We start from the raw sequence: 19,619 nt of genomic DNA, 5'->3' as shown, positions 1-19,619 counted from the left end.
GAAAGATGAAGCACCTGAGGACAGTGCCCTTGCTGTTGACCCTGGCCGTGATGTCGGCCTGCGGCACCGGGAAGAAGGACTACGAACAGTTCGCCAACGGCGTGATCGTGCGGCCCAGCGACGCCGACGCCGCCGACGTGCGCATCGAAGTGGTGCGCAATGGCATCCTCCGGGTGACCGCCGACCCGGACGGCGATTTCGCCCGCACGCCCAGCCTGATGCGCGTGGATGCGGGCAAGCCGCCGGCATTCGAGATTTCGCAGGTCGGCGGACAGGTGAAGCTGTCCACGCAGGGCATTTCCGCCAGCGTGGATCCGAAAACCGGGCAGGTCAGCTTCTTCGACGCGGCCGGCAAGCCGCTGCTGCAGGAGCACGCACGCAGCTTCCAGCCGGTCAAGATCGAAGGCAAGGATTACTACAGCATCCGCCAGCGTTTCGAATCGCCGGCGGACGAAGCCTTCTACGGCACCGGCATGCACCAGCAGGGCTGGATGAACCTGAAGGGCCGCGATGTCGAGCTCCTGCAGCACAACATCGACAAGCCGATTCCGTACCTGGTTTCCAGCCGCCATTACGGCATCCTGTGGGACAACAACTCGATCACCCGCTACGGCGATCCGCGCGGCCTGCGTCCGTTGCCGGAGTCGCTGGACCTGTTCGACGCCGAGGGCAAGCCGGGCGCGCTGACCGCGACGTACGCCGTGGATGGCGTGCAGAAGCTGCGTCGCGACGAAAAGCAGGTCAACTATCAGTTCCGCGAGGACTACGCGCACTTTCCCGCGGAGGCGGTGCCGCCCAAGGGCAAGCGCACCGTGGTCACGTGGGAAGGCGCCTTCAGCGCGAAGAACGATGGCCGCCACACGTTCTCGCTGTTCAACAGCGAGTACGCGAAGCTGTGGATCGACGGCAAGCTGGTTCAGGACACCTGGCGGCAGAACTGGAACGCCTGGCACCACGAATTCGCATTGGATCTGAAGGCCGGCGAAAAGCACACGCTCAAGCTGGAATGGAACATGATCGATCCGGCCTACGTCGCCCTGCTGCACCGCGATCCGCAGCCGGCCGACGTGGCCAAGGACTTGTCGATCTGGTCGGAAGCCGCGCAGAACATCGATTACTACGTCGTCGCTGGCGCCAACGCCGACCAGGTGCTGGCCGGCTACCGCACGCTGACCGGCAAGGCCACGCTGCTGCCGAAGTGGGCCTACGGCTTCTGGCAGAGCCGCGAGCGCTACAAGACCGGCGACGAGATCACCGGCACCGTCGACGAGTACCGCAAGCGCCAGCTGCCGCTGGACAACATCGTGCTGGACTGGTCCTACTGGCCGGTGGATGCGTGGGGCTCGCATGATTTCGACAAGCAGTTCTTCCCCGATCCGGACGGCATGATCCGCCACGTGCACGGCCAGCACGCGAACTTCATGATCTCGGTATGGCCGAAGTTCTATCCGACCACCGACAACTACAAGGAACTCGACAAGGCCGGCCACATCTACCAGCGTCCGATCAAGCTGGGCGTGCGCGACTGGATCGGCGAGGGCTACGTCAATTCGTTCTACGACCCGTATTCCAAGGAGGCGCAGGACATCTTCTGGAAGCAGGTCAATGCCAAGCTCAACAGCAAGGGCGTCGATGCGTGGTGGCTGGACGCCAGCGAGCCCGACCAGCAGGACAGCATCAACATCGACGAACGCAAGGCGCGGACCACGCCGACCTCGCTGGGACCGTCGGCGGAGTTCTTCAACTCCTATCCACTGGTGCACACCGGCGGCGTGTATCGCGGTTCGCGCGAAACCACGCCCGACAAGCGCGTTTTCATTCTTTCGCGCGGGGCCTTCGCCGGGCAGCAGCGCAACGCGTCGGCGTTCTGGAGCGGGGACATCGTGCCGCGCTGGAGCAACATGGAACAGCAGATCGCGGGCCTGGTGAACGCGTCGATGGCGGGCATTCCCAACGTCAGCTTCGACATCGGCGGCTTCGCGCCGGAGCAACGCTACATCGACGAGAACCCGGCCGACGTGCCCGAATGGCGCGCGCTCAACCTGCGCTGGTTCCAGTACGGCGCCTTCGTGCCGATCTTCCGCCTGCACGGGCAGGCGCCGTATCGCGAGATCTGGAACATCGCCCCGCCCGGAACGCCGGAGTACGACAGCTTCGTCTATTACTTGAAGCTGCGTTACTCGCTGCTGCCCTACGTCTACACCCTGGCCGGCGATACCTACCAGAAGGACGGCACCATCCTGCGCGCGCTGGCGATGGATTTCCCGGACGACGCGAAGGCGCGCGACGTGGCCGACGAGTACCTGTTCGGTCCGGCCTTTCTGGTCGCGCCGGTGACCAGGTTCAAGGCGACCTCGCGCCCGGTGTACCTGCCGGCGGGCAGCACCTGGATCGACTTCGAAACCGGCAAGCGCTACGACGGCGGGCAGACCATCGAGGCCGCGGCTCCGCTGCAGCGCATGCCGTTGTTCGTGCGCGCCGGCTCGATCGTGCCGCGTACCGTGGTCCAGCAGTACGTGGACGAACAGCCGGGCGCGCCGCTGACCATCGAGGTCTACACGGGCGCCGACGGTACGTTCTCGCTGTACGAGGACAACGGCCGCAGTTACGGTTACGAGCGAGGCGAGTTCAGCCGCATCCCGTTGGCCTGGAACCAGGCGAAGGGCGAGCTGAGCATCGGCAAGCGCGAAGGCGCCTACCCGGGCATGCCGGCGCAGCGCGAGATCCGCGTGCGTTTCGTCGACGGTCCACGCGGCGACAACGGTGCGTTGGAGCCGGCGGCCGACGTCACCGTGCGCTACGACGGCAACGCGCAGGTCGTGGGCAAGCGGTGATCGCACGATGACGTCCCCGCGCGACACCTCGCCCAACCACAGGAACACCGTCCCATGAGCACGCAACCTTTCATCGGCGCCAAGGAATACTTCCCCGGCATCGGCCGCATCCCGTTCGAGGGTCGCGGCTCGGACAACCCGCTGGCCTTCAAGGTCTACGACGCGCAGAAGCGGATCGGCGGCAAGACCATGGCCGAGCACCTGCGCTTCGCCACCTGCTACTGGCACACCTTCTGCAACGCCGGCCACGACCCGTTCGGTCCGGGCACGCGCAAGTTCCCGTGGGAAGGCGCCAGCCCGCTGGCCACGGCCGAGGCCAAGGTCGATGCCGCGTTCGAGTTCTTCAGCAAGCTGGGCGTGCCGTACTGGTGCTTCCACGACATCGACCTGTCGCCGGACGAGGAGGACATCGGCCAGTACGAGAAGCACCTCAAGCACATGGTCGGCCTGGCCAAGGCACGCCAGCAGGCCACCGGGGTGAAGCTGCTGTGGGGCACGGCCAACCTGTTCTCGCACCCACGCTACATGAACGGCGCGGCGACCAACCCGGACTTCGCGGTGGTGGCGCGTGCGGCGGTACAGGTGAAGAACGCGCTGGAGGCGACCGTCGAGCTGGGCGGGGAGCACTACGTGTTCTGGGGCGGCCGCGAAGGCTATGCCAGCCTGGTCAACACGAACATGAAGCGCGAGCTGGACCACTTCGCCCGCTTCCTGACCATCGCCCGCGACTACGGCCGCAGCATCGGCCTGAGCGGCAACTTCCTGATCGAGCCCAAGCCGATGGAGCCGATGAAGCACCAGTACGACTTCGACAGCGCCACCGTGGCCGGCTTCCTCAAGGCACACGGGCTGGAGAAGGACTTCAAGCTCAACATCGAGGCCAACCACGCCACCCTGTCGGGGCACACCTTCGAGCACGACCTGCAGGTGGCCAGCGACCATGGCCTGCTGGGCAGCATCGACGCCAACCGCGGCAACGCGCAGAACGGCTGGGACACCGACCAGTTCCCGACCGACCTGTACGATACGGTCGGTGCGATGCTGGTGGTGCTGCGCCAGGGCGGTCTGGAAGGCGGGCTGAACTTCGATGCGAAGGTGCGCCGCGAGTCGACCGACCTGGAGGACCTGTTCATCGCCCACATCGGCGGCATGGATGCGTTCGCGCGCGGGCTGGAGGTGGCCCATGCGCTGCTGACCGAATCGCCATGGGAACAATGGCGAAAGGACCGCTATGCCAGCTTCGACGGCGGGGCGGGCAAGGACTTCGAGGACGGCAAGCTCGGCCTGGCCGACCTGCATGCCCTCGCGGTCAAGCAGGGCGAGCCGAAGCAGGCCAGCGGCAAGCAGGAGCGCTATGAGAACCTGCTAAACCAGTATTTGCTCCGCGTGTAATGCAAGCCCCTTTCCTTGCGTAGGCAGGGGGAATGGTTGGAAGAGGAGAGGGGCAATCGCGCGCGTCGCGGTTGCGAGGTTTCCACAACGACATACAGGCACTCCAGCATGAACAACGGCTCGCTTGGCAAGACCGCGTCCACGAGCGCGGAAAATACGGCATTCGTCGTCCTCATCAGCTGTGTCGCCACCATCGGCGGCCTGCTTTTCGGCTACGACAGCGGTGCGGTCAACGGCACCCAGCCCGGCCTCCAGAGCGCCTTCGCCCTGGATGAGGCCGGCCTGGGCTTCACCGTCGGCTCGCTGCTGATCGGCTGCGTCATCGGTGCGTTCTTCGCCGGCACGCTGGCCGACCGCATGGGGCGTCGCAACGTGATGCGGCTGGCCGCCGTCCTGTTCCTCATCGGGGCGGTCATCCAGGGCCTGGCCCACAACCATTCCCTCTTCGTCTTCGCGCGCATCCTCGGCGGCATGGCCGTGGGCGCCGCCTCGGTGCTTTCGCCCGCCTATATTTCCGAAGTCGCGCCGGCGGCCATCCGCGGCCGGATGACCACGGCCCAGCAGATCATGATCATCACGGGCCTCACCCTGGCCTTCGTGGTCAATTACTACCTCGCGGCGGCTGCGGGCAGTTCGACCCAGCCGTTCTGGGGCGGGATCGAAGCGTGGCGCTGGATGTACCTGATGCAGGCGATCCCGGCGGCGGTGTTCCTGATCACGCTGTTCTTCATTCCGGAGAGCCCGCGCTATCTCGTCTCCAAGGGTCGGCACGAGGAAGCCAGCGCGGTGCTCGTCAGCCTGCTGGGCCCTGCCGAAGCGGCCACCAAGCTCGACGAGATCAAGGCCAGTTTCCTGGCCGACCACCGGCCGCGCCTGAGCGACGTGCTGACGCCTGCCGGAGGCCGTGGTTTCCTCGGCATCCGCGCCATCGTCTGGGCCGGGCTGCTGCTGGCGGTATTCCAGCAGCTCGTGGGCATCAACGTGATCTTCTACTACGGGTCGACGCTGTGGCAGCTTGCCGGCTTCACCGAGGCCGACTCGCTGCTGATCAACATCGGCTCCGGCGTGGTGTCGATCGCGGCCTGTTTCGTCACCATCGCGGTGATCGACAGGATCGGCCGCAAGCCGCTGCTGCTGATCGGTTCGGCAGGCATGGCGGTCACGCTGTTCGCGATGGTCTATGCCTTCAGCCAGGGCACCCTCGACCCGGCGGGCAAGTTGGTGCTTTCGCAGCAGATGGGCGTGGTCGCGGTGATCGCCGCCAACCTCTACGTGATCTTCTTCAACGTCTCCTGGGGTCCGGTGATGTGGGTGATGCTGGGCGAGATGTTCCCGAACCAGATCCGCGGCTCGGCGCTGGCGGTGTGCGGCTTCGCCCAGTGGTTCGCCAACTACCTCATCGCGCAGAGTTTCCCCCTGATGGCGTCGGGCCTGGGCCTGGCCGCCAGCTACACCTTCTACGCGGTTTGCGCGGTGATCAGCTACTTCCTGGTGCGGCGGTTCATCCACGAAACCAAGGGCAAGGAACTGGAGCAGATGGAAGGATGAAACCCATGAAGCGCATACCCCTCCGCAAGCCTGCCCTGGCCGTCCTGGTCGCACTGGCCCTGGTGTCCTGCCAGCCCGAACACGGACCTGCGGCGACCCAGGCCGCCGCACCGTCGTCGCCGTGGCCGGAGGTGAAATGGCCATTGGCCGAAGACCCGGCCCTCGAGAAGCGCATCGCCGACTTGCTGGCGACGATGACGGTGGAAGAAAAAGTCGGGCAGCTGGTGCAGGGCGACATCGCCAGCCTGACCCCCGAAGACGTGCGCAAGTACCGGCTCGGCTCGGTGCTGGCCGGCGGCAATTCCGACCCGGGCGGCAAGTACGACGCCAGCCCGGCGCAGTGGCTGGCCCTGGCCGATGCGTATTACGCCGCATCGATGGACACCTCGGGCGGCGGCAAGGCGATTCCGATCCTGTTCGGCATCGACGCGGTGCACGGGCAGAGCAACATCGTCGGCGCGACGCTGTTCCCGCACAACATCGGCCTGGGCGCGATGCGCGACCCTGAGCTGATGCGCAGGATCGGCGAAGTCACCGCCATCGAAACCCGTGCCACCGGCATGGAGTGGGCGTTCGCGCCGACCGTGGCGGTGCCGCAGGACGATCGCTGGGGGCGCAGCTATGAAGGCTATTCCGAATCGCCCGACGTGGTCGCGAGCTACGCCGGTGCGATGGTCGAGGGGTTGCAGGGCAAGGTCGGGTCGCCCGCATTCCTCGACGGTCGCCACGTCATCGCCTCGGTCAAGCACTTCCTCGGCGATGGCGGTACCAGCAACGGCAAGGACCAGGGCGATACCGCCGTCGACGAAGCGACCCTGGCGCGCATCCATGGCGCCGGTTATCCGCCGGCCATCGCCGCCGGCGCGCAGACGGTGATGGCCTCGTTCAACAGCGTCAACGGCGAGAAGATGCACGGCAACCGGCACCTGCTGACCGAAGTGCTGAAGGGACGCATGCACTTCGGCGGTTTCGTGGTCGGCGACTGGAACGGGCACGGCCAGGTCAAGGGCTGCACCGCCACCGATTGCCCGGCGACGATCAACGCCGGCCTCGACATGGCCATGGCGCCCGACAGCTGGAAGGGTTTCTACGAATCCACGCTGGCCGCGGTGAAGGCCGGCAAGATCAGCCAGGCGCGGCTGGACGAAGCGGTCGCGCGCATCCTGCGGGTGAAGTTCCGCCTGGGCCTGTTCGAAGCCGGCAAGCCGTCCGCGCGCACGGTCGGTGGCCAGTTCGCGCTGCTCGGTGCGCCCGAGCACCGTGCTGTCGCGCGGCAGGCGGTGCGCGAGTCGCTGGTGCTGCTGAAGAACAACGCGGGCCTGCTGCCGCTGTCGCCGAAGCAACGCATCCTGGTCGCTGGCGACGGCGCCGACAGCGTCGGCAAGCAGGCCGGCGGCTGGACCCTGAACTGGCAGGGTACCGGCACCACGCGCAAGGACTTCCCCAACGCCGACACCATCTACGAAGGCATCGCCGCGCAGGCGAAGGCCGCCGGCGGAACCACCGAACTGGCGGTGGACGGCAAGTACAAGGCGAAGCCCGACGTGGCCGTGGTGGTGTTCGGCGAGGATCCGTACGCCGAATTCCAGGGCGACATCCCGAACCTGTCGTACAAGCCGGGCAACGATGCCGACTTGGCGTTGATCAAGCGGCTGAAGGCGGAAGGCATCCCGGTGGTCGCGGTGTTCCTCAGCGGACGTCCGTTGTGGGTGAACCGCGAGATCAACGCCGCCGATGCGTTCGTCGCGGCGTGGCTGCCCGGTTCCGAAGGCGCGGGCATCGCCGACGTGTTGTTGCGCAAGGCCGATGGCAGCGTGCAGCACGACTTCAAGGGCAAGCTGAGCTTCAGCTGGCCGCGTACCGCGACGCAATACGCCAACAACGTGGGGCAGAAGGATTACGACCCGCAGTTCAAGTTCGGCTACGGCCTGACCTATGCCGACGAGGGCGACCTTGCGCCGTTGCCGGAAGAGTCCGGCATCACCGGCGAGCAGTCGGCCAGTGGCGTGTACTTCGCCAAGGGCAAGCCGGCCATCGGTCTGGCGCTGCAACTGTCCAGCGCCTCGCAGGCCAACATGCCGGCGACCACCATGCCGGTGGCGCTGGCCGATGGCAGCCTCAAGCTCAGCGCGGTCGACCACAAGGCGCAGGAAGACGCACGCCGCCTGCAATGGTCGGGCGCGCAGGCCGCGCGTTGGGTGCTGGCATCGGCCACGCCGATCGATGTCACCCGCGAAAGCAACGGCGATGTGCAACTGCAACTGACCCTGCGTCGCGACAGCGCGATCACCGCGCCGGTCTGGCTGGGGGTGGGCTGCGGGGAAGGTTGCTCGGGTCGCGTCGACCTGCGCAAGACCCTGGCCTCGCTGCCGCAAGGGCAGTGGAAGGTGGTGGGCGTGCCGCTGAAGTGCTTTGCCGTGGCCGGCGCCGACGTCGGCAAACTGGTGCAACTGCCGGTGCTGGAAAGTGCGGCGGCGTTGGACCTGTCGGTATCGCGCATCGCGCTGGGCGCGTTGAACGAAGCGGAAGTCACCGTGGATTGCCCGGTCAAGTGACCGGGCTTTCGCGCCATCGATAACAACAGGGGAAGGCGGCATGGGTCTGTCGACACTGGATATCGCCATCGTGCTGGTCTACCTGGCCGGCGTGTTCGCGCTGGCGCAATGGGTATCGCGCGAGAAGGCCGGCCACAGCAAGGACGCCAAGGACTACTTCCTGGCCAGCAAGTCGTTGCCGTGGTGGGCGATCGGCGCTTCGCTGATCGCTGCCAACATTTCGGCCGAACAGATCGTCGGCATGTCGGGTTCCGGCTATGCCATCGGCCTGGCGATCGCCTCGTACGAATGGATGTCGGCGGCGACCCTGCTGATCGTCGGCAAGTGGTTCCTGCCGGTGTTCCTGCGCAACGGCATCTACACCATGCCGCAGTTCCTCGAGCAGCGTTACGGCAACCGCATCCGCACGCTGATGGCGGTGTTCTGGCTGGGCCTGTACGTGTTCGTGAACCTGACCTCGATCCTGTGGCTGGGCGCGATCGCGGTCAGCAAGGTCACCGGCATGGACCAGATGCTGGCGCTGGCGCTGATCGGCATGTTCGCGCTGGCCTACCAGTTGTACGGCGGCCTGAAGGCGGTGGCGCTGACCGACATCGTGCAGGTGTCACTGCTGGTGCTGGGTGGGTTGCTGGTGGCGGCGCTGACCCTGGACCGGATCGGCGAAGGCGCGGGCATCGTCGCCGGTTTCCACAAACTGTGGGCCGCGCATCCCGAGCACTTCCAGATGATCCTCGACAAGGACAATCCCTTCTACAAGGACCTGCCGGGCCTGAGCGTGCTCGTGGGCGGCATGTGGATCGCCAACATCAGCTACTGGGGCTTCAACCAGTACATCATCCAGCGCGCCTTGGCCGCGAAGGACATCGGCGAAGCGCAGAAGGGCGTGCTGTTCGCCGCCTTCCTCAAGTTGCTGATGCCGGTGATCGTGGTGCTGCCGGGCATCGCCGCGGTGGTGCTGGCGCCGGGACTGGACAAGCCCGACCAGGCCTACCCGACGATGATGCGCCTGCTGCCCACCGGCATCCTCGGCCTGGTGTTCGCTGCGCTGGTCGCGGCGATCGTCGCCTCGCTGGCCTCGAAGATCAATTCGGTGGCGACCATCTTCACCCTCGACTTCTACGCCAAGCGCAACGCCGGCGCCGACCAGGCGAAACTGGTGCGGGTCGGCCGCATCGCCGCCGTGGTCGCGGTGCTGCTCGGCATCGTGACCGCCAAGCCGCTGCTGGGCAGCTTCGACCAGGCCTTCCAGTACATCCAGGAGTACACCGGCTTCTTCACTCCGGGCATCGTGGTGATCTTCGTGCTGGGCCTGTTCTGGAAACGCGCCAACGAAGCCGGCGCGTTGTCCGCGGCGATCGGTTCGTTCGTGCTGTCGATCGCGTTGAAGAGGTTCGTCCCCGAACTACCCTTCATGGACCGCATGGGCCTGGTCTTCCTGCTCGCACTGGCGCTGGCCGTGGTCGTGTCGCTGGCGACGCCGCACCGCCCGGAGAAGGACATCGTGCAAACCCACGACGTCGATTACCGCACCAGCGGCGCGTTCAACATCGGCGCCCTGGCCGTGGTCGCCATCCTGGTGGCGCTGTACGCGTCGTTCTGGTGAATCCGGCAGGCGTCAGGACCGTTGCCGCGTCTGTTTCGGTTTGCTCCGGGCGCGGCTTCTGACGGGCGCGGCGGGTGTTTTTCCGGGATCCGGGACGATTTCCGCGAGCCAGGACAGCGCATCCGCGTACGACAGGAAGTGGCGCAGGTACTCGGGCGAGGTGTCGCGCATCAGCTTCAACGCGCGATGCACCAGCTGGGCGGAGTTGAGCGGGCCGGCGCCCGTGGGCTCGGCGGCAAGCGCTTCCCGCGCTTGAGTTTCGCTGCGTAGTCGGGACCAGAGTTGCCTGGCCTCGCCCAGGACATCCATCGGCGGAACGTTCGACCGGGTGATCGCAAGCGGCTCCGTATCCGGACCGCCATCGGATGTTCGCGAATGCGTCGCGATGTGCTCGAGCAGCATGCGCAGGCTACCTTGCGATGCCGGCGCGGCAGCGCGATCGGCTGCAGAATCGACAGGTGAGGGCGCCGCAGCCGCCAGCGCGGAGAGCCGGGCCAGCACGTCTTGTTTCGCGGCACCTTGCAGGTTCGCGGCACGGCGTTCCATCGCCTCGATCACGCGTTGCCGTGTCGATGCACCGCGCCCTTCGACGCGTTGCGCGGATGGGCGGGCAGGGGAGCCGTCACCGCTCATGCGCGACGGCCTTCGCCTTCGTCAATCGTGGCACCGGCGCAATCTCCACGCGCCGGTTCCTGGCGCGCCCCGCTTCGTTCGCATTCGACTCCAGCGGCTGCTGGGAACCGAAAGCCGCGGCGAACACCGAAGACGCGGGTACGCCATCGTCGACCAGGGTGCGCGTCACCGTCAGCGCACGCTGTGCGGAGAGTTCCCAGTTGTCGGCGAAGTCGCGGCTGCCGGCGCGCACCGCACGATCGTCGGTGAAGCCGCTGATCATCAGGGCTTCGTCGCGCGTGCGCAGGTAGCCGGCCAGCGGTCGGGCCAGGCTTTTCAGCAGCGCCCGGCCTTCGGGCTGCAGCTGGTCCGAGTTCAGCGCGAACAGCACGTTGCCGCGGATGCCGATGCGCCCGTCGACCAGGGTGATGCGGCCTTCGGCCAAGGGTTCGGCCAGCACCTGCTCCAGCGTGCGCCGGCTCTGTTCGTCGAGCTGGCGCTGGCGCATTTCCTGGTCCAACCGGTGCGACAGCTGCAACTGCACGCCGATCAGGCCGACCAGCAGCAGCGCGAATGCGCCGACCAGCACCGACATCAGGTCGCCGAACGCGGCCCACACCGGGGTCGCCGAATCGGCGTCGAGTTCGATCTCGTCGCTCATGCCGCCTCGCTGTCCACCAGCGTGCGCTGGCCGCCGAGCCGTTGCAGGTCGTCGATGATCTGCTTCTGCGACAGCAGGCTGAGGTCGATGACTTCGCGGGCCTGAGCAACGTAGTAGGCAAGTTGTTCGTCGCTGCGGGACAGGGACTGGTCCAGTGCGCCGCCGATGCGGTCCAAGCGTTCCATCAGCGCTTCGTTCGATTGCCCGAACGCATGCACGGCCGCACCGAAGGCTTCGCCGAGGCTGGCGACCTCGACCACGCTGCCGGTGATTTGTGCCGCCGCGGTATCGAGCCGCGCGGTTTCGGCTTCGACGCGTTCGGCCAGGCGGTTGCCCACGCGCTCGAGCAGGTCCGCCGACGTGGCCACCAGCGCATCGACCGCGGTGCGCTGTTCGGTGGAGGCGTGGTTGACCGCGTCGAGCAGGGTCTCCAGCGTGCCCAGCAGGCGGCTGCGCTCTTCCAGCATCGCGGTGTCGCGCACCATGCTGTCGGAAAGTTTCTGGCGCAGTTCCGCGACGACGTCGGCGGCGGCCTTCGGTGCTTCCGAAGCGGCCTGCACCAATCGGGAAATCTCGGCGATGGTGTCGCGGGCGTGGGCCTGTGATTGCGCCGAGATATCGCTCGCGGTGCGGGCCAGGGTGTCGCAGATCTCGCGTTGGCGTTCGCTGGCGGCGTCGCCGGCCTGGCGCCAGTTGCGGTCCAGTTCCGCGGTCATCGCGGCCAGCGTCCCCGACCAGGCGGACAGGCGCTCCTGTTCGCGCGCTTCCAGTGCGGCCTGCAAGTTGGCATGCGACTGCTGCAGGCCCTGGGCCAGCGAGGTCGCCTGTTGCCCGAATGCCGCGGCGGCCGAGGCCAGCGCATTGCGGTTGCGCTCGGAAAGCTCTTCATGCGCGGCGTTCTGGCGTACCAGCGCGCCGTCCCATGCTTCGGACGCGCGCGACGCAGCGGATTCGAAGCGCGACGACAGGACTTCGACCAGGGTTTCCGAACGCTGGCCGAAGGCTTCGGCGAAGCCGTCCTGGGTGGCGCGCAGCTCCTGCAACAGCGATGCATTGGCTTGCTGCTGCCGCTCCAGCGCCACATTCCACTGGCCGGCGATGTCGTCGGTGGCGGTGCGCAGATGCGTCGACAAGCCGTCGACCTGCCGCTGCGCCATCTGGTGCACGGCATCCTGCAACGCGGCGGTTTCGCGGGCGATGCCGGCCATCGTCGCTTCGACCACCGGTTGCAGCGTGGTGCCGACGATGCCCGCGCTCTCGGCGACGCTGGCCTTCAGCGATTGTTCCACCGACGCCGCCAGACGGGTGTAAACGGCTTCCGTGCGGGCATGGAAAGCCTTCTGGTCGGCGACCAGGCGTTCTCCCGCGGCCAAGTGCTGGCGTTCCAGCGTTTCCATCATCGCCTGCAGGCGGTCGACCAGGACCGGCATCGCCTCGGTCTGGCGTTGCAGCAGCTTGAAGGCTTCCGCGCGCTGGTGCGTCTGCGAATAGGCATGCAAAGTCGTCGCGATCTTCGCGTCCAGCGCATGCACGGCCTGCAAGCGTTCGCGCCGGCACAACGCAGAGAGCAGGCCCAGCATCGCGGAAGCCGCAACACCGGCGATGGAGGTGCCGAAGGCGAAGCCCAGTCCCTTCACCGGCGCGGCCAGCGAACCGCGGATGGCCTGCAGGTCGGTCGCGCTTTCCAGCGCCAGGCCTGTGCCGCGCAAGGTCGCCATCATGCCCAGCAGCGTGCCGAGCATGCCCAGCAATACGAGCAGTCCGATCAGGTAGGGCGTCAACGTGGGCGCGGGCAGCGCCGCGCGCGCGCCTTCGATGCGCAGACGCACTGCGTGGCGCAAACCCGCAGGCAACTGCTCCAGCCATGCATCGAGGGAAGATGGCGGCGCGGCCAAGGCTGCCACGGCCGCATCGAGCGAAGCGGTCGCGCGCTGGTAGCGATGCAGTTCGATTCCGCCCGCCACGTAGCAGATGCCGATCACCAGGGCGACCGTCGCACCAAGCGGGTTCGAGCCAAGGTAGCCAGCGGCGATCCAGCAGATGACGGCGAGGCCGGCGAAGAAGAGGAGATGCTTGGGCAGGTTCCGGGTCATGGGGTCTTTTGCGTGGAAGTTCGAAGCGCGGCGAGCAGGCCTTCGATCGGTTGGAAACGGACGTCGAGTTCGGCCTGCAGCGCTTCCTGCATGTCGCGGCGGAACCCATCCACCCACGCCGGAGAGGCGTTTGCACTGCCCAGACGTTCGAAGTGGGCCTGCAGGATGTCGGGAACGCGAGACAGCAAGGTCAACTCGCGCGGGCTGAGCACGCGCTCCATCACCGCATCCACCTCGGCCAGCCGGGTCATGCCGGCCGCGGCCAGCATGTCGCGCAGGCGACCGCGCAAGCGACCGGTCACGACCTGGATATCCCGCTGCAGGCTGACATAGTGTTTGCGGAAGGCAGTTCCATCGGGAAGCTTGTCCGCGGTTGGCTTCGGCGGCGTGCACGCCCGCGACTCCGCGACCCGTGCCTCCAGTCCAGCGCGTGCGCGAACGCATTCGTCGTCGACGGCCGCGTCGAAGTAGGCTCCAGTCGCGGGATCGGGAGAGGCATCCAGCGCCGTGTACAGGGCGACGCCGCGCGGCCAGTCGATCCAGTCGGTCAACCGGTCCGCCAAGGCGGGAGGGGAAGGAGGGTCGAGGCTGGCGACGCGGGACAGCAGGCGAACCAAGGTCGGGCTGCTGACCGCTGCCCGGGGACGAGGTTCCGGCATGCTGAGGCCACAAAAGAAGGGAATTTTACACGGATACGTTTCCCGCAGCAGGCGAGGAACTTCAGGTCCTCGCATTCCCCGCAAGCGGATCCCTGATGCGGTGGCCGCCCTGATCGGCCCGCCGGCATCTCAGGCGAAAGCGGCCACGCCCAGGAGGACGAAGGCGACCACCGCGGCGATTGCATGCGCGATCACCAGCCATGCGGGCAGCAGGCGTTGCCGCCATTTGTAGGCCAGACTCATCACTGCGCCGCCCATGGCCGCGAGCAGGAACAGGGCCAGCGCGGCCATCGCCAGCTGCGGCACCGGCGAAGTGCACAGCGCATACAAGAGCAGGGTCAGGCCCGAGGCGGCTAGCAAGCCGTGCCCCATGGCCAGCCATGCCGGCGGATTGTGCCCGCGGGCGAAACGAATGCCGGCCATGGTCAACCCGCCAAGGGCTGCGATCGCGAACAGGATCGCCGCAGTCTGGAGCATGAGCATGGGTCTCACCTCCACAGGGGAACGACGCCAGCCTAGGAACGCAGGGGTGAATGCCGCGTGTGTTCGAGGTGAAGCGGCGGCGATCCTGGCGCTTTCCGTTATGCGCAGGTGATGCCTGTCGGCGGATATCTCACTCGCTCGTTACTGTCCGGTTTATAGGGTGCCCTTGGTAAATGCAGAAGGGAGAGCCGCAATGAAGTCTCCATCCAAAAGCAGATACGTGCTGGCGGCGCTGGTGGGCAGCCTGGGCCTGGCGCTGGGTTCCGCGACGGCCGCCGAGAAGGATCTCGAATGCAAACTGGACTACACGCTGGACGGCTGGTCGCTGGTCTACGAGGAGGCGACCGGATCCGGCACGGTCCACTGCGGCAAGGAAAGCCTGCCGGTCTCCATCAAGGCGCGCGCGATCGGCGCCACGGTGGGGAAATGGAAGGTGGACAAGGGGCGCGGGCGGTTCACCGACGTGCACGCCATCGACGAAGTGCTCGGCAAATACGTCAAGGCCGAAGCCGATGTCGGCGTGGTTAAAAGCGGGTCGGCGCAATTGCTGACCAAGGGCACGGTCTCGCTCGCGCTGGCCGGAACCGGTGAAGGCGTGACCATCGGCGTGGACGTGGGCCAGTTCGAGCTGAGCCCCCGCTAGCGCAAGCCCGGCAGCGGTATTCCCAAACGCTGAGGTGACATATGGCACGACCCATCTGGTCGGGGACGCTGGCATTCGGTCTCCTCAATATCCCGGTCTCGCTGATGCCCGGCGAGCGCAAGGTGGACATCAGCTTCCGCATGCTGGATTCGCGCGACAAGAAGCCGATCCGCTTCGAGCGGGTCAACGCGGACACGGGCGAAGAGGTGCCCTGGAAGGACATCGTCAAGGCCTTCGAGTACGACAAGGGCAGTTACGTCGTCATCGAGAAGGAGGACATCGCCTCCGCCGCGCCGCAGACCCATGAGTCGGTGGACGTGGAGGCTTTCGTGGATCGCGAGGAAATCGGCGTCCGCTTCTTCGAGAAGCCCTACATCCTGGTGCCGGGGAAAAAGGCCGAGAAGGGTTACGTGCTGTTGCGGCACACGCTCGAGGCCGCGGGGAAGGTCGGCGTGGCGAGGGTGGTGATCCGCACGCGGGAGTACCTGTGTGCGGTGATGCCCGAAGGCGACGCGCTGGTGTTGATGATGCTGCGCTACCCGCAGGAACTGGTGGACCCCGAGGAGTACAAGTTGCCCACCGGCAAGCCGTCGGATTACCGCATCAGCGCCAAGGAGACCGAGATGGCCAAGAGCCTGATCGATTCGATGGTCGTGCCTTGGCAGCCGGACGATTACCACGACGAATTCCGCGAACGCTTGCAGGCGATCATCCGCAAGCGCATCAAGGCCAAGGGCGCCACCACGAAGATCGCCGAGGAAGAGGCGCCCGGACGCGAGGACGTGGCCACCAACGTGGTCGATTTCATGGCCTTGCTGCGCAAGAGCCTGGACGAGAAGAAGCGCACGCCGGCCAAGGCCAGGGCGGAAAAGAAGACGGCCAGGAAGAAGACGGCGCGCAAGGCGGCGAAGAAGACGCGCAAGTCCACGCGCAAGACGGCGTCGCGATGAACCGATGGCGCAAGGTCCCTTTCCCACGGCCCGGTCGACGGAGGACGCACGGTGACGCTGCAGGAATACCGGCGCAAGCGCCGGTTCGATAACACGCCGGAACCCGAGGCCGACCGGCAGCGGAGACGCGGACGCCGTCCGATCTTCGTCGTGCAACTGCACCATGCCAGTCGGCGCCATTACGACTTCCGCCTGCAGGTCGGCAATACGCTGAAGAGCTGGGCGGTGCCCAAGGGGCCGAGTTTCGATCCGGCGGTCAAGCGCCTGGCCGCGGAGGTGGAGGACCATCCGCTGGATTACGCCAACTTCGAGGGCGACATCCCGAAAGGGCAATACGGCGGCGGGCACGTCGCCATCTTCGATCGCGGATTGTGGTCGACGGACGAGGATCCGGAAGCGCAGCTGGCGAAAGGCCATCTTCGCTTCCATCTGTTCGGCGACAAGCTCAAGGGCGGCTGGCATCTGGTACGCACGCACAAGCCCGCGCGGCAGCCGCAGTGGTTGCTGTTCAAGGAAAAGGACGACTATGCAGGGAAGCGCGAGGCCGACGACCTGTTGCAGGGCGTGGCTTCATCTCCGGCCGCTTCCAGGCGCGGCACGGCCCGCAAACAGACGCGTCCGTCGAAGAAGCGGACACGAAGCGGAACCCGCTGGGCGCAGCATGCCGCCGAACTCGAGGGCGCACGCAAGGCGCGGCATCGTCCCGCTTTCGTGGCGCCGCAGCTGGCGACCTTGCAGGCGCAGGTGCCCGAGGGCGAGCGGTGGCTGCACGAGGCGAAATGGGACGGCTACCGGCTGATCGCGCAAATCAACGGCGGGACGGTCCGGCTATGGTCGCGCAACGAACTGGAATGGACGGCCAAGGTGCCGGAAATCGTTTCGGCGCTGGAAACCTTGGGCCTGGCCGACGCGGTGCTGGACGGCGAATTGGTGGCCGGCGCCGGGCGCCAGCAGGACTTCTCCTTGCTGCAGGCCACGCTGTCGGGGGAGAAGAACGCGACGCTGTCCTATGTGCTGTTCGACGTCCTGCAGGTCGGCGAAGTGGACCTCACGAACAGCCCGCAATCGCAGCGCAAGGCCCTGCTGGCGGAAATCCTCGCGGACCCTCCGGACCGACTGGTGTACAGCTCGCATATCGAGGGGCGCGGCGACGAAGCGCTTGCCATGGCCATCGAGCGCGGCCTGGAGGGCATCATCTCCAAGCGGGCCGATGCGCCTTACCGGAGCGGACGCGGCGATGCGTGGCGCAAGATCAAGCAACGGGCGTCCGACGAATTCGTCGTCGTCGGCTACACGGCGCCGCGGGGCAGCCGCCTCGGGCTTGGCGCGCTGCTGCTGGCGGCGCCGGACGCCGAACACGGCTGGCGATATGCGGGTCGCGTGGGCTCGGGCTTCAGCGATACCTTGCTGGCCGAGCTGTCGGAGCGCCTGTCCGGCTCTGCGCGGAAGCCTGCCGATGTCCATGTCGATGTCGACGATCCGGATCTGCGGCGCGCACACTGGGTGAAGCCGGAACTGGTGGTGGAGGTATTCCATCACGGTCGCGGCAACCAGGGATTGTTGCGCCAGCCATCGTTGAAGGCGATCCGCCGCGACAAGGAGGCGAGCGATCTGCGTGAAGCGGCGCCGGGCACACACAAGGCGGAGAAAACCATGTCGACCAGACGCGGCAGATCGGCGAAGAAGCCCACGCCGGTGGAACTGACCAGCCCCGAGCGGGTGGTGTTTCCCGACAGTGGCATCACCAAGGCCCAGGTCTTCGACTATTACCAGCGGATCGCGCGCTGGCTGCTGCCCGAGATCGCGGGACGCCCCGTATCGGTGGTGCGCTGTCCGCAGGGCGCGGCGCGGCCTTGCTTCTTCCAGAAGCACCACACGGCCGGCATGGAACGCGTGGACAGCGTGCCGTTGGAGGAAGAGGACGGGACGCGGGCGGATTATCTGGTGGTGCACGACGAGACCGGCCTGCTGGAACTCGTGCAATTCAACGCCCTCGAATTCCATCCCTGGGGCTCGCAGGCCGACTCGCCGGACCTGGCCGATCGCATCGTCTTCGACCTCGACCCGGGGCCGGACGTGGCCTGGAAACAGGTGGTGGAAGCGGCGCGACTGGTGCGCAAGCGGCTGCGCGCCCTGGGCCTGGTTTCCTACGTGCGCACCTCGGGCGGCAAGGGCCTGCACGTCGTGGTGCCGCTGAAGCCGGCCTGCCCATGGACGCGGGTGAAGGCATTCGCGCACGCGTTCGCCGAGTCGATGGCCGGATCCGATCCGCTGGCGTACGTGGCCACCGCGAGCAAGAAGTTCCGCAACGGCCGCATCTTCATCGATTACCTGCGCAACGGCCGCGGCGCGACCAGCGTGGCGTCGTTTTCGCTGCGCGCGCGCGAAGGCGCGCCGGTGGCGATGCCGCTGCGCTGGGAAGAACTGGGGCGGATCAAGGGCGGCAACGCCTACGACATGGCGTCGGCCTTGCGCCGCATGAAGCGCACGCGTTCGCATCCGTGGAGCGGCTTTGCGCGGCTCCGCCAGAACCTGGACAAGGTCGGGGAGAAACTGGCCCTCGCCGACGAGCGCTGAAGGGCCGGCGTCATCCGGCGCGATGCATCCGTTTCAGGAAACGGATCGCGGCCTGCTCCCACTGGCGCGGCCCCCGGGCACGGCGGGCCGCCTGTTGCAGCCGACCACGCTCCCAGCCATCGAACACGCCGGGATCCACGTAGCTCTTCGCGCAGATCCGCGGCGTGTTGCCCAGTAGCGCCGCGGTCTGGCGCAGCACCTCCTGGCGGACGCGGGTACGGCCGGCTTCGTCTTCCTGCGGCGGCGGGTCGATCGCGGCCAGCAGTTTGAACGCGAACAGCGTCGCGCCCCAGGTGCGGAAATCCTTGGCCGTGAAAGGTCCGCCCAGGTGCGTGCGCAGGTACTCGTTCACATCGTCCGAACCGATGCGCTGCACCGTGCCGTTCTCGCGGTACTGGAACAGCGCCTGCCCGGGAAGCTGCTGGCAGCGCCGGACCAGCCGGACCAGGCGCGCATCGTTCACCACCGCTTCCACCGGCTTGCCGCCCTTGCCGCGGAAGGCGAACTGCACGCGTCCCGAAGCGACAAAATGCGTGTGCACGTTGCGCAGCGTGGTGATGCCGTACGAGCCGTTCTGCTTCTGGTAGCTGGCATTGCCGACGCGCAACAAGGTTTGGCCGAGCAATGCCACCACCAGCGCGACCACCTTCTGCCGGGGGAACCCGGGCAGGGCCAGGTCGGCGTTGATCCGCCTGCGCAGCTGCGGCAGCGCTTCGGCGAAGGCCACCATGCGGTCGTACTTGTGCTGGCCGCGCTCCGACTGCCAATCGCGATGGTAGCGATACTGCTTGCGTCCGCGGGCATCGCGCCCGGTGGCCTGCAGGTGTCCATGCGGATCCGGGCAGATCCACACGTCTTCGTAGGCGGGCGGTATCGCCAACTCGCGGATGCGCGCCAGCGTCTTCCTGTCCCGCAGCGGACGCCCGTCCGGCCGGATGTACACGAAGCCCCGCCCCGCACGCCGCCGGCGCAACCCCGGCTGCGTGTCGGAGGTATAAACCAGCGCCAT

Annotated in this window: 14 protein-coding genes; 8 read left to right on the top strand and 6 right to left on the bottom strand. The window is 66.9% G+C overall.

What is annotated here, in order from left to right; translation table 11 throughout:
• Window positions 1–5: 5 nt before the first annotated feature.
• The 5 genes from J5837_RS03210 (at window position 6) to J5837_RS03190 (ending at window position 9,932) form a co-directional block, all read left to right on the top strand.
• A complete protein-coding gene (locus tag J5837_RS03210) occupies window positions 6–2,834 on the top strand; it encodes a TIM-barrel domain-containing protein (protein ID WP_210535275.1) in 2,829 nt (942 codons plus the stop codon).
• A 54-nt stretch (window positions 2,835–2,888) separates the two neighbouring features.
• Complete coding sequence (xylA, locus tag J5837_RS03205; protein WP_210535274.1) at window positions 2,889–4,226, top strand: xylose isomerase; 1,338 nt, start codon at window positions 2,889–2,891, stop codon at window positions 4,224–4,226.
• A 108-nt stretch (window positions 4,227–4,334) separates the two neighbouring features.
• Window positions 4,335–5,774 (top strand): sugar porter family MFS transporter, encoded by a 1,440-nt coding sequence (locus J5837_RS03200; RefSeq protein ID WP_210535273.1) that lies wholly within the window; start codon window positions 4,335–4,337, stop codon window positions 5,772–5,774.
• Window positions 5,771–8,329 (top strand): glycoside hydrolase family 3 protein, encoded by a 2,559-nt coding sequence (locus tag J5837_RS03195; RefSeq protein ID WP_210535272.1) that lies wholly within the window; start codon window positions 5,771–5,773, stop codon window positions 8,327–8,329. The genes J5837_RS03200 and J5837_RS03195 overlap by 4 nt, the downstream gene beginning before the upstream one ends.
• A gap of 40 nt (window positions 8,330–8,369) precedes the next feature.
• On the top strand, window positions 8,370–9,932 hold the full coding sequence (locus J5837_RS03190; RefSeq protein ID WP_210535271.1) for a sodium/sugar symporter: 1,563 nt from the start codon (window positions 8,370–8,372) through the stop codon (window positions 9,930–9,932).
• A 12-nt stretch (window positions 9,933–9,944) separates the two neighbouring features.
• On the opposite strand, the gene J5837_RS03185 is transcribed toward J5837_RS03190, so the two are convergent.
• The 5 genes from J5837_RS03185 to J5837_RS03165 all read right to left on the bottom strand — a co-directional run bounded on the left by J5837_RS03185 (window position 9,945) and on the right by J5837_RS03165 (window position 14,440).
• Window positions 9,945–10,565, bottom strand: a complete 621-nt coding sequence (locus tag J5837_RS03185; protein WP_210535270.1) for a DUF2894 domain-containing protein — start codon at window positions 10,563–10,565, stop codon at window positions 9,945–9,947.
• Window positions 10,555–11,205 (bottom strand): OmpA family protein, encoded by a 651-nt coding sequence (locus tag J5837_RS03180; protein WP_210535269.1) that lies wholly within the window; start codon window positions 11,203–11,205, stop codon window positions 10,555–10,557. The genes J5837_RS03185 and J5837_RS03180 overlap by 11 nt, the downstream gene beginning before the upstream one ends.
• A complete protein-coding gene (locus J5837_RS03175; protein WP_210535268.1) occupies window positions 11,202–13,298 on the bottom strand; it encodes a DUF802 domain-containing protein in 2,097 nt (698 codons plus the stop codon). The genes J5837_RS03180 and J5837_RS03175 overlap by 4 nt, the downstream gene beginning before the upstream one ends.
• Entirely contained in the window at window positions 13,295–13,915 is a 621-nt protein-coding gene (locus tag J5837_RS03170) for a DUF3348 family protein (protein ID WP_425504811.1), read from the bottom strand. The genes J5837_RS03175 and J5837_RS03170 overlap by 4 nt, the downstream gene beginning before the upstream one ends.
• 171 nt (window positions 13,916–14,086) lie before the next feature.
• Window positions 14,087–14,440, bottom strand: a complete 354-nt coding sequence (locus J5837_RS03165; protein WP_210535266.1) for a hypothetical protein — start codon at window positions 14,438–14,440, stop codon at window positions 14,087–14,089.
• Between the two features lie 193 nt (window positions 14,441–14,633).
• On the opposite strand from J5837_RS03165, the gene J5837_RS03160 reads away from it, so the two are divergent.
• The 3 genes from J5837_RS03160 to ligD are packed head-to-tail and all read left to right on the top strand — an operon-like array spanning window position 14,634 to window position 18,610.
• Window positions 14,634–15,083, top strand: coding sequence for a hypothetical protein (locus J5837_RS03160; RefSeq protein ID WP_210535265.1), 450 nt, complete (start codon window positions 14,634–14,636; stop codon window positions 15,081–15,083).
• Window positions 15,084–15,124: 41 nt separating this feature from the next.
• A complete protein-coding gene (ku, locus tag J5837_RS03155) occupies window positions 15,125–16,033 on the top strand; it encodes a non-homologous end joining protein Ku (protein ID WP_210535264.1) in 909 nt (302 codons plus the stop codon).
• Window positions 16,034–16,084: 51 nt separating this feature from the next.
• Complete coding sequence (gene ligD, locus J5837_RS03150) at window positions 16,085–18,610, top strand: DNA ligase D (protein ID WP_210535263.1); 2,526 nt, start codon at window positions 16,085–16,087, stop codon at window positions 18,608–18,610.
• 10 nt (window positions 18,611–18,620) lie between these two features.
• Here the strand turns inward: ligD and J5837_RS03145 are convergent, their stop codons facing one another.
• Window positions 18,621–19,619, bottom strand: coding sequence for a DNA topoisomerase IB (locus tag J5837_RS03145; protein WP_210535262.1), 999 nt, complete (start codon window positions 19,617–19,619; stop codon window positions 18,621–18,623).

This window comes from Pseudoxanthomonas helianthi (genome assembly GCF_017939625.1).
In the GTDB taxonomy this organism is placed as follows: domain Bacteria; phylum Pseudomonadota; class Gammaproteobacteria; order Xanthomonadales; family Xanthomonadaceae; genus Pseudoxanthomonas_A; species Pseudoxanthomonas_A helianthi.
Note: the sequence above shows the minus strand (reverse complement) of the source record. Positions and strands in the feature narration are given on the sequence as shown.

Coding starts and splice junctions, on each gene's coding strand:
- xylA (WP_210535274.1), top strand. CDS start 2,889: ATGAGCACGCAACCTTTCATCGGCGCCAAGGAATACTTCCCCGGCATC.
- J5837_RS03200 (WP_210535273.1), top strand. CDS start 4,335: ATGAACAACGGCTCGCTTGGCAAGACCGCGTCCACGAGCGCGGAAAAT.
- J5837_RS03165 (WP_210535266.1), bottom strand. CDS start 14,440: ATGCTCATGCTCCAGACTGCGGCGATCCTGTTCGCGATCGCAGCCCTT.
- J5837_RS03210 (WP_210535275.1), top strand. CDS start 6: ATGAAGCACCTGAGGACAGTGCCCTTGCTGTTGACCCTGGCCGTGATG.
- J5837_RS03190 (WP_210535271.1), top strand. CDS start 8,370: ATGGGTCTGTCGACACTGGATATCGCCATCGTGCTGGTCTACCTGGCC.
- J5837_RS03175 (WP_210535268.1), bottom strand. CDS start 13,298: ATGACCCGGAACCTGCCCAAGCATCTCCTCTTCTTCGCCGGCCTCGCC.
- ku (WP_210535264.1), top strand. CDS start 15,125: ATGGCACGACCCATCTGGTCGGGGACGCTGGCATTCGGTCTCCTCAAT.
- J5837_RS03160 (WP_210535265.1), top strand. CDS start 14,634: ATGAAGTCTCCATCCAAAAGCAGATACGTGCTGGCGGCGCTGGTGGGC.
- J5837_RS03195 (WP_210535272.1), top strand. CDS start 5,771: ATGAAACCCATGAAGCGCATACCCCTCCGCAAGCCTGCCCTGGCCGTC.
- J5837_RS03185 (WP_210535270.1), bottom strand. CDS start 10,565: ATGAGCGGTGACGGCTCCCCTGCCCGCCCATCCGCGCAACGCGTCGAA.
- J5837_RS03145 (WP_210535262.1), bottom strand. CDS start 19,619: ATGGCGCTGGTTTATACCTCCGACACGCAGCCGGGGTTGCGCCGGCGG.
- J5837_RS03180 (WP_210535269.1), bottom strand. CDS start 11,205: ATGAGCGACGAGATCGAACTCGACGCCGATTCGGCGACCCCGGTGTGG.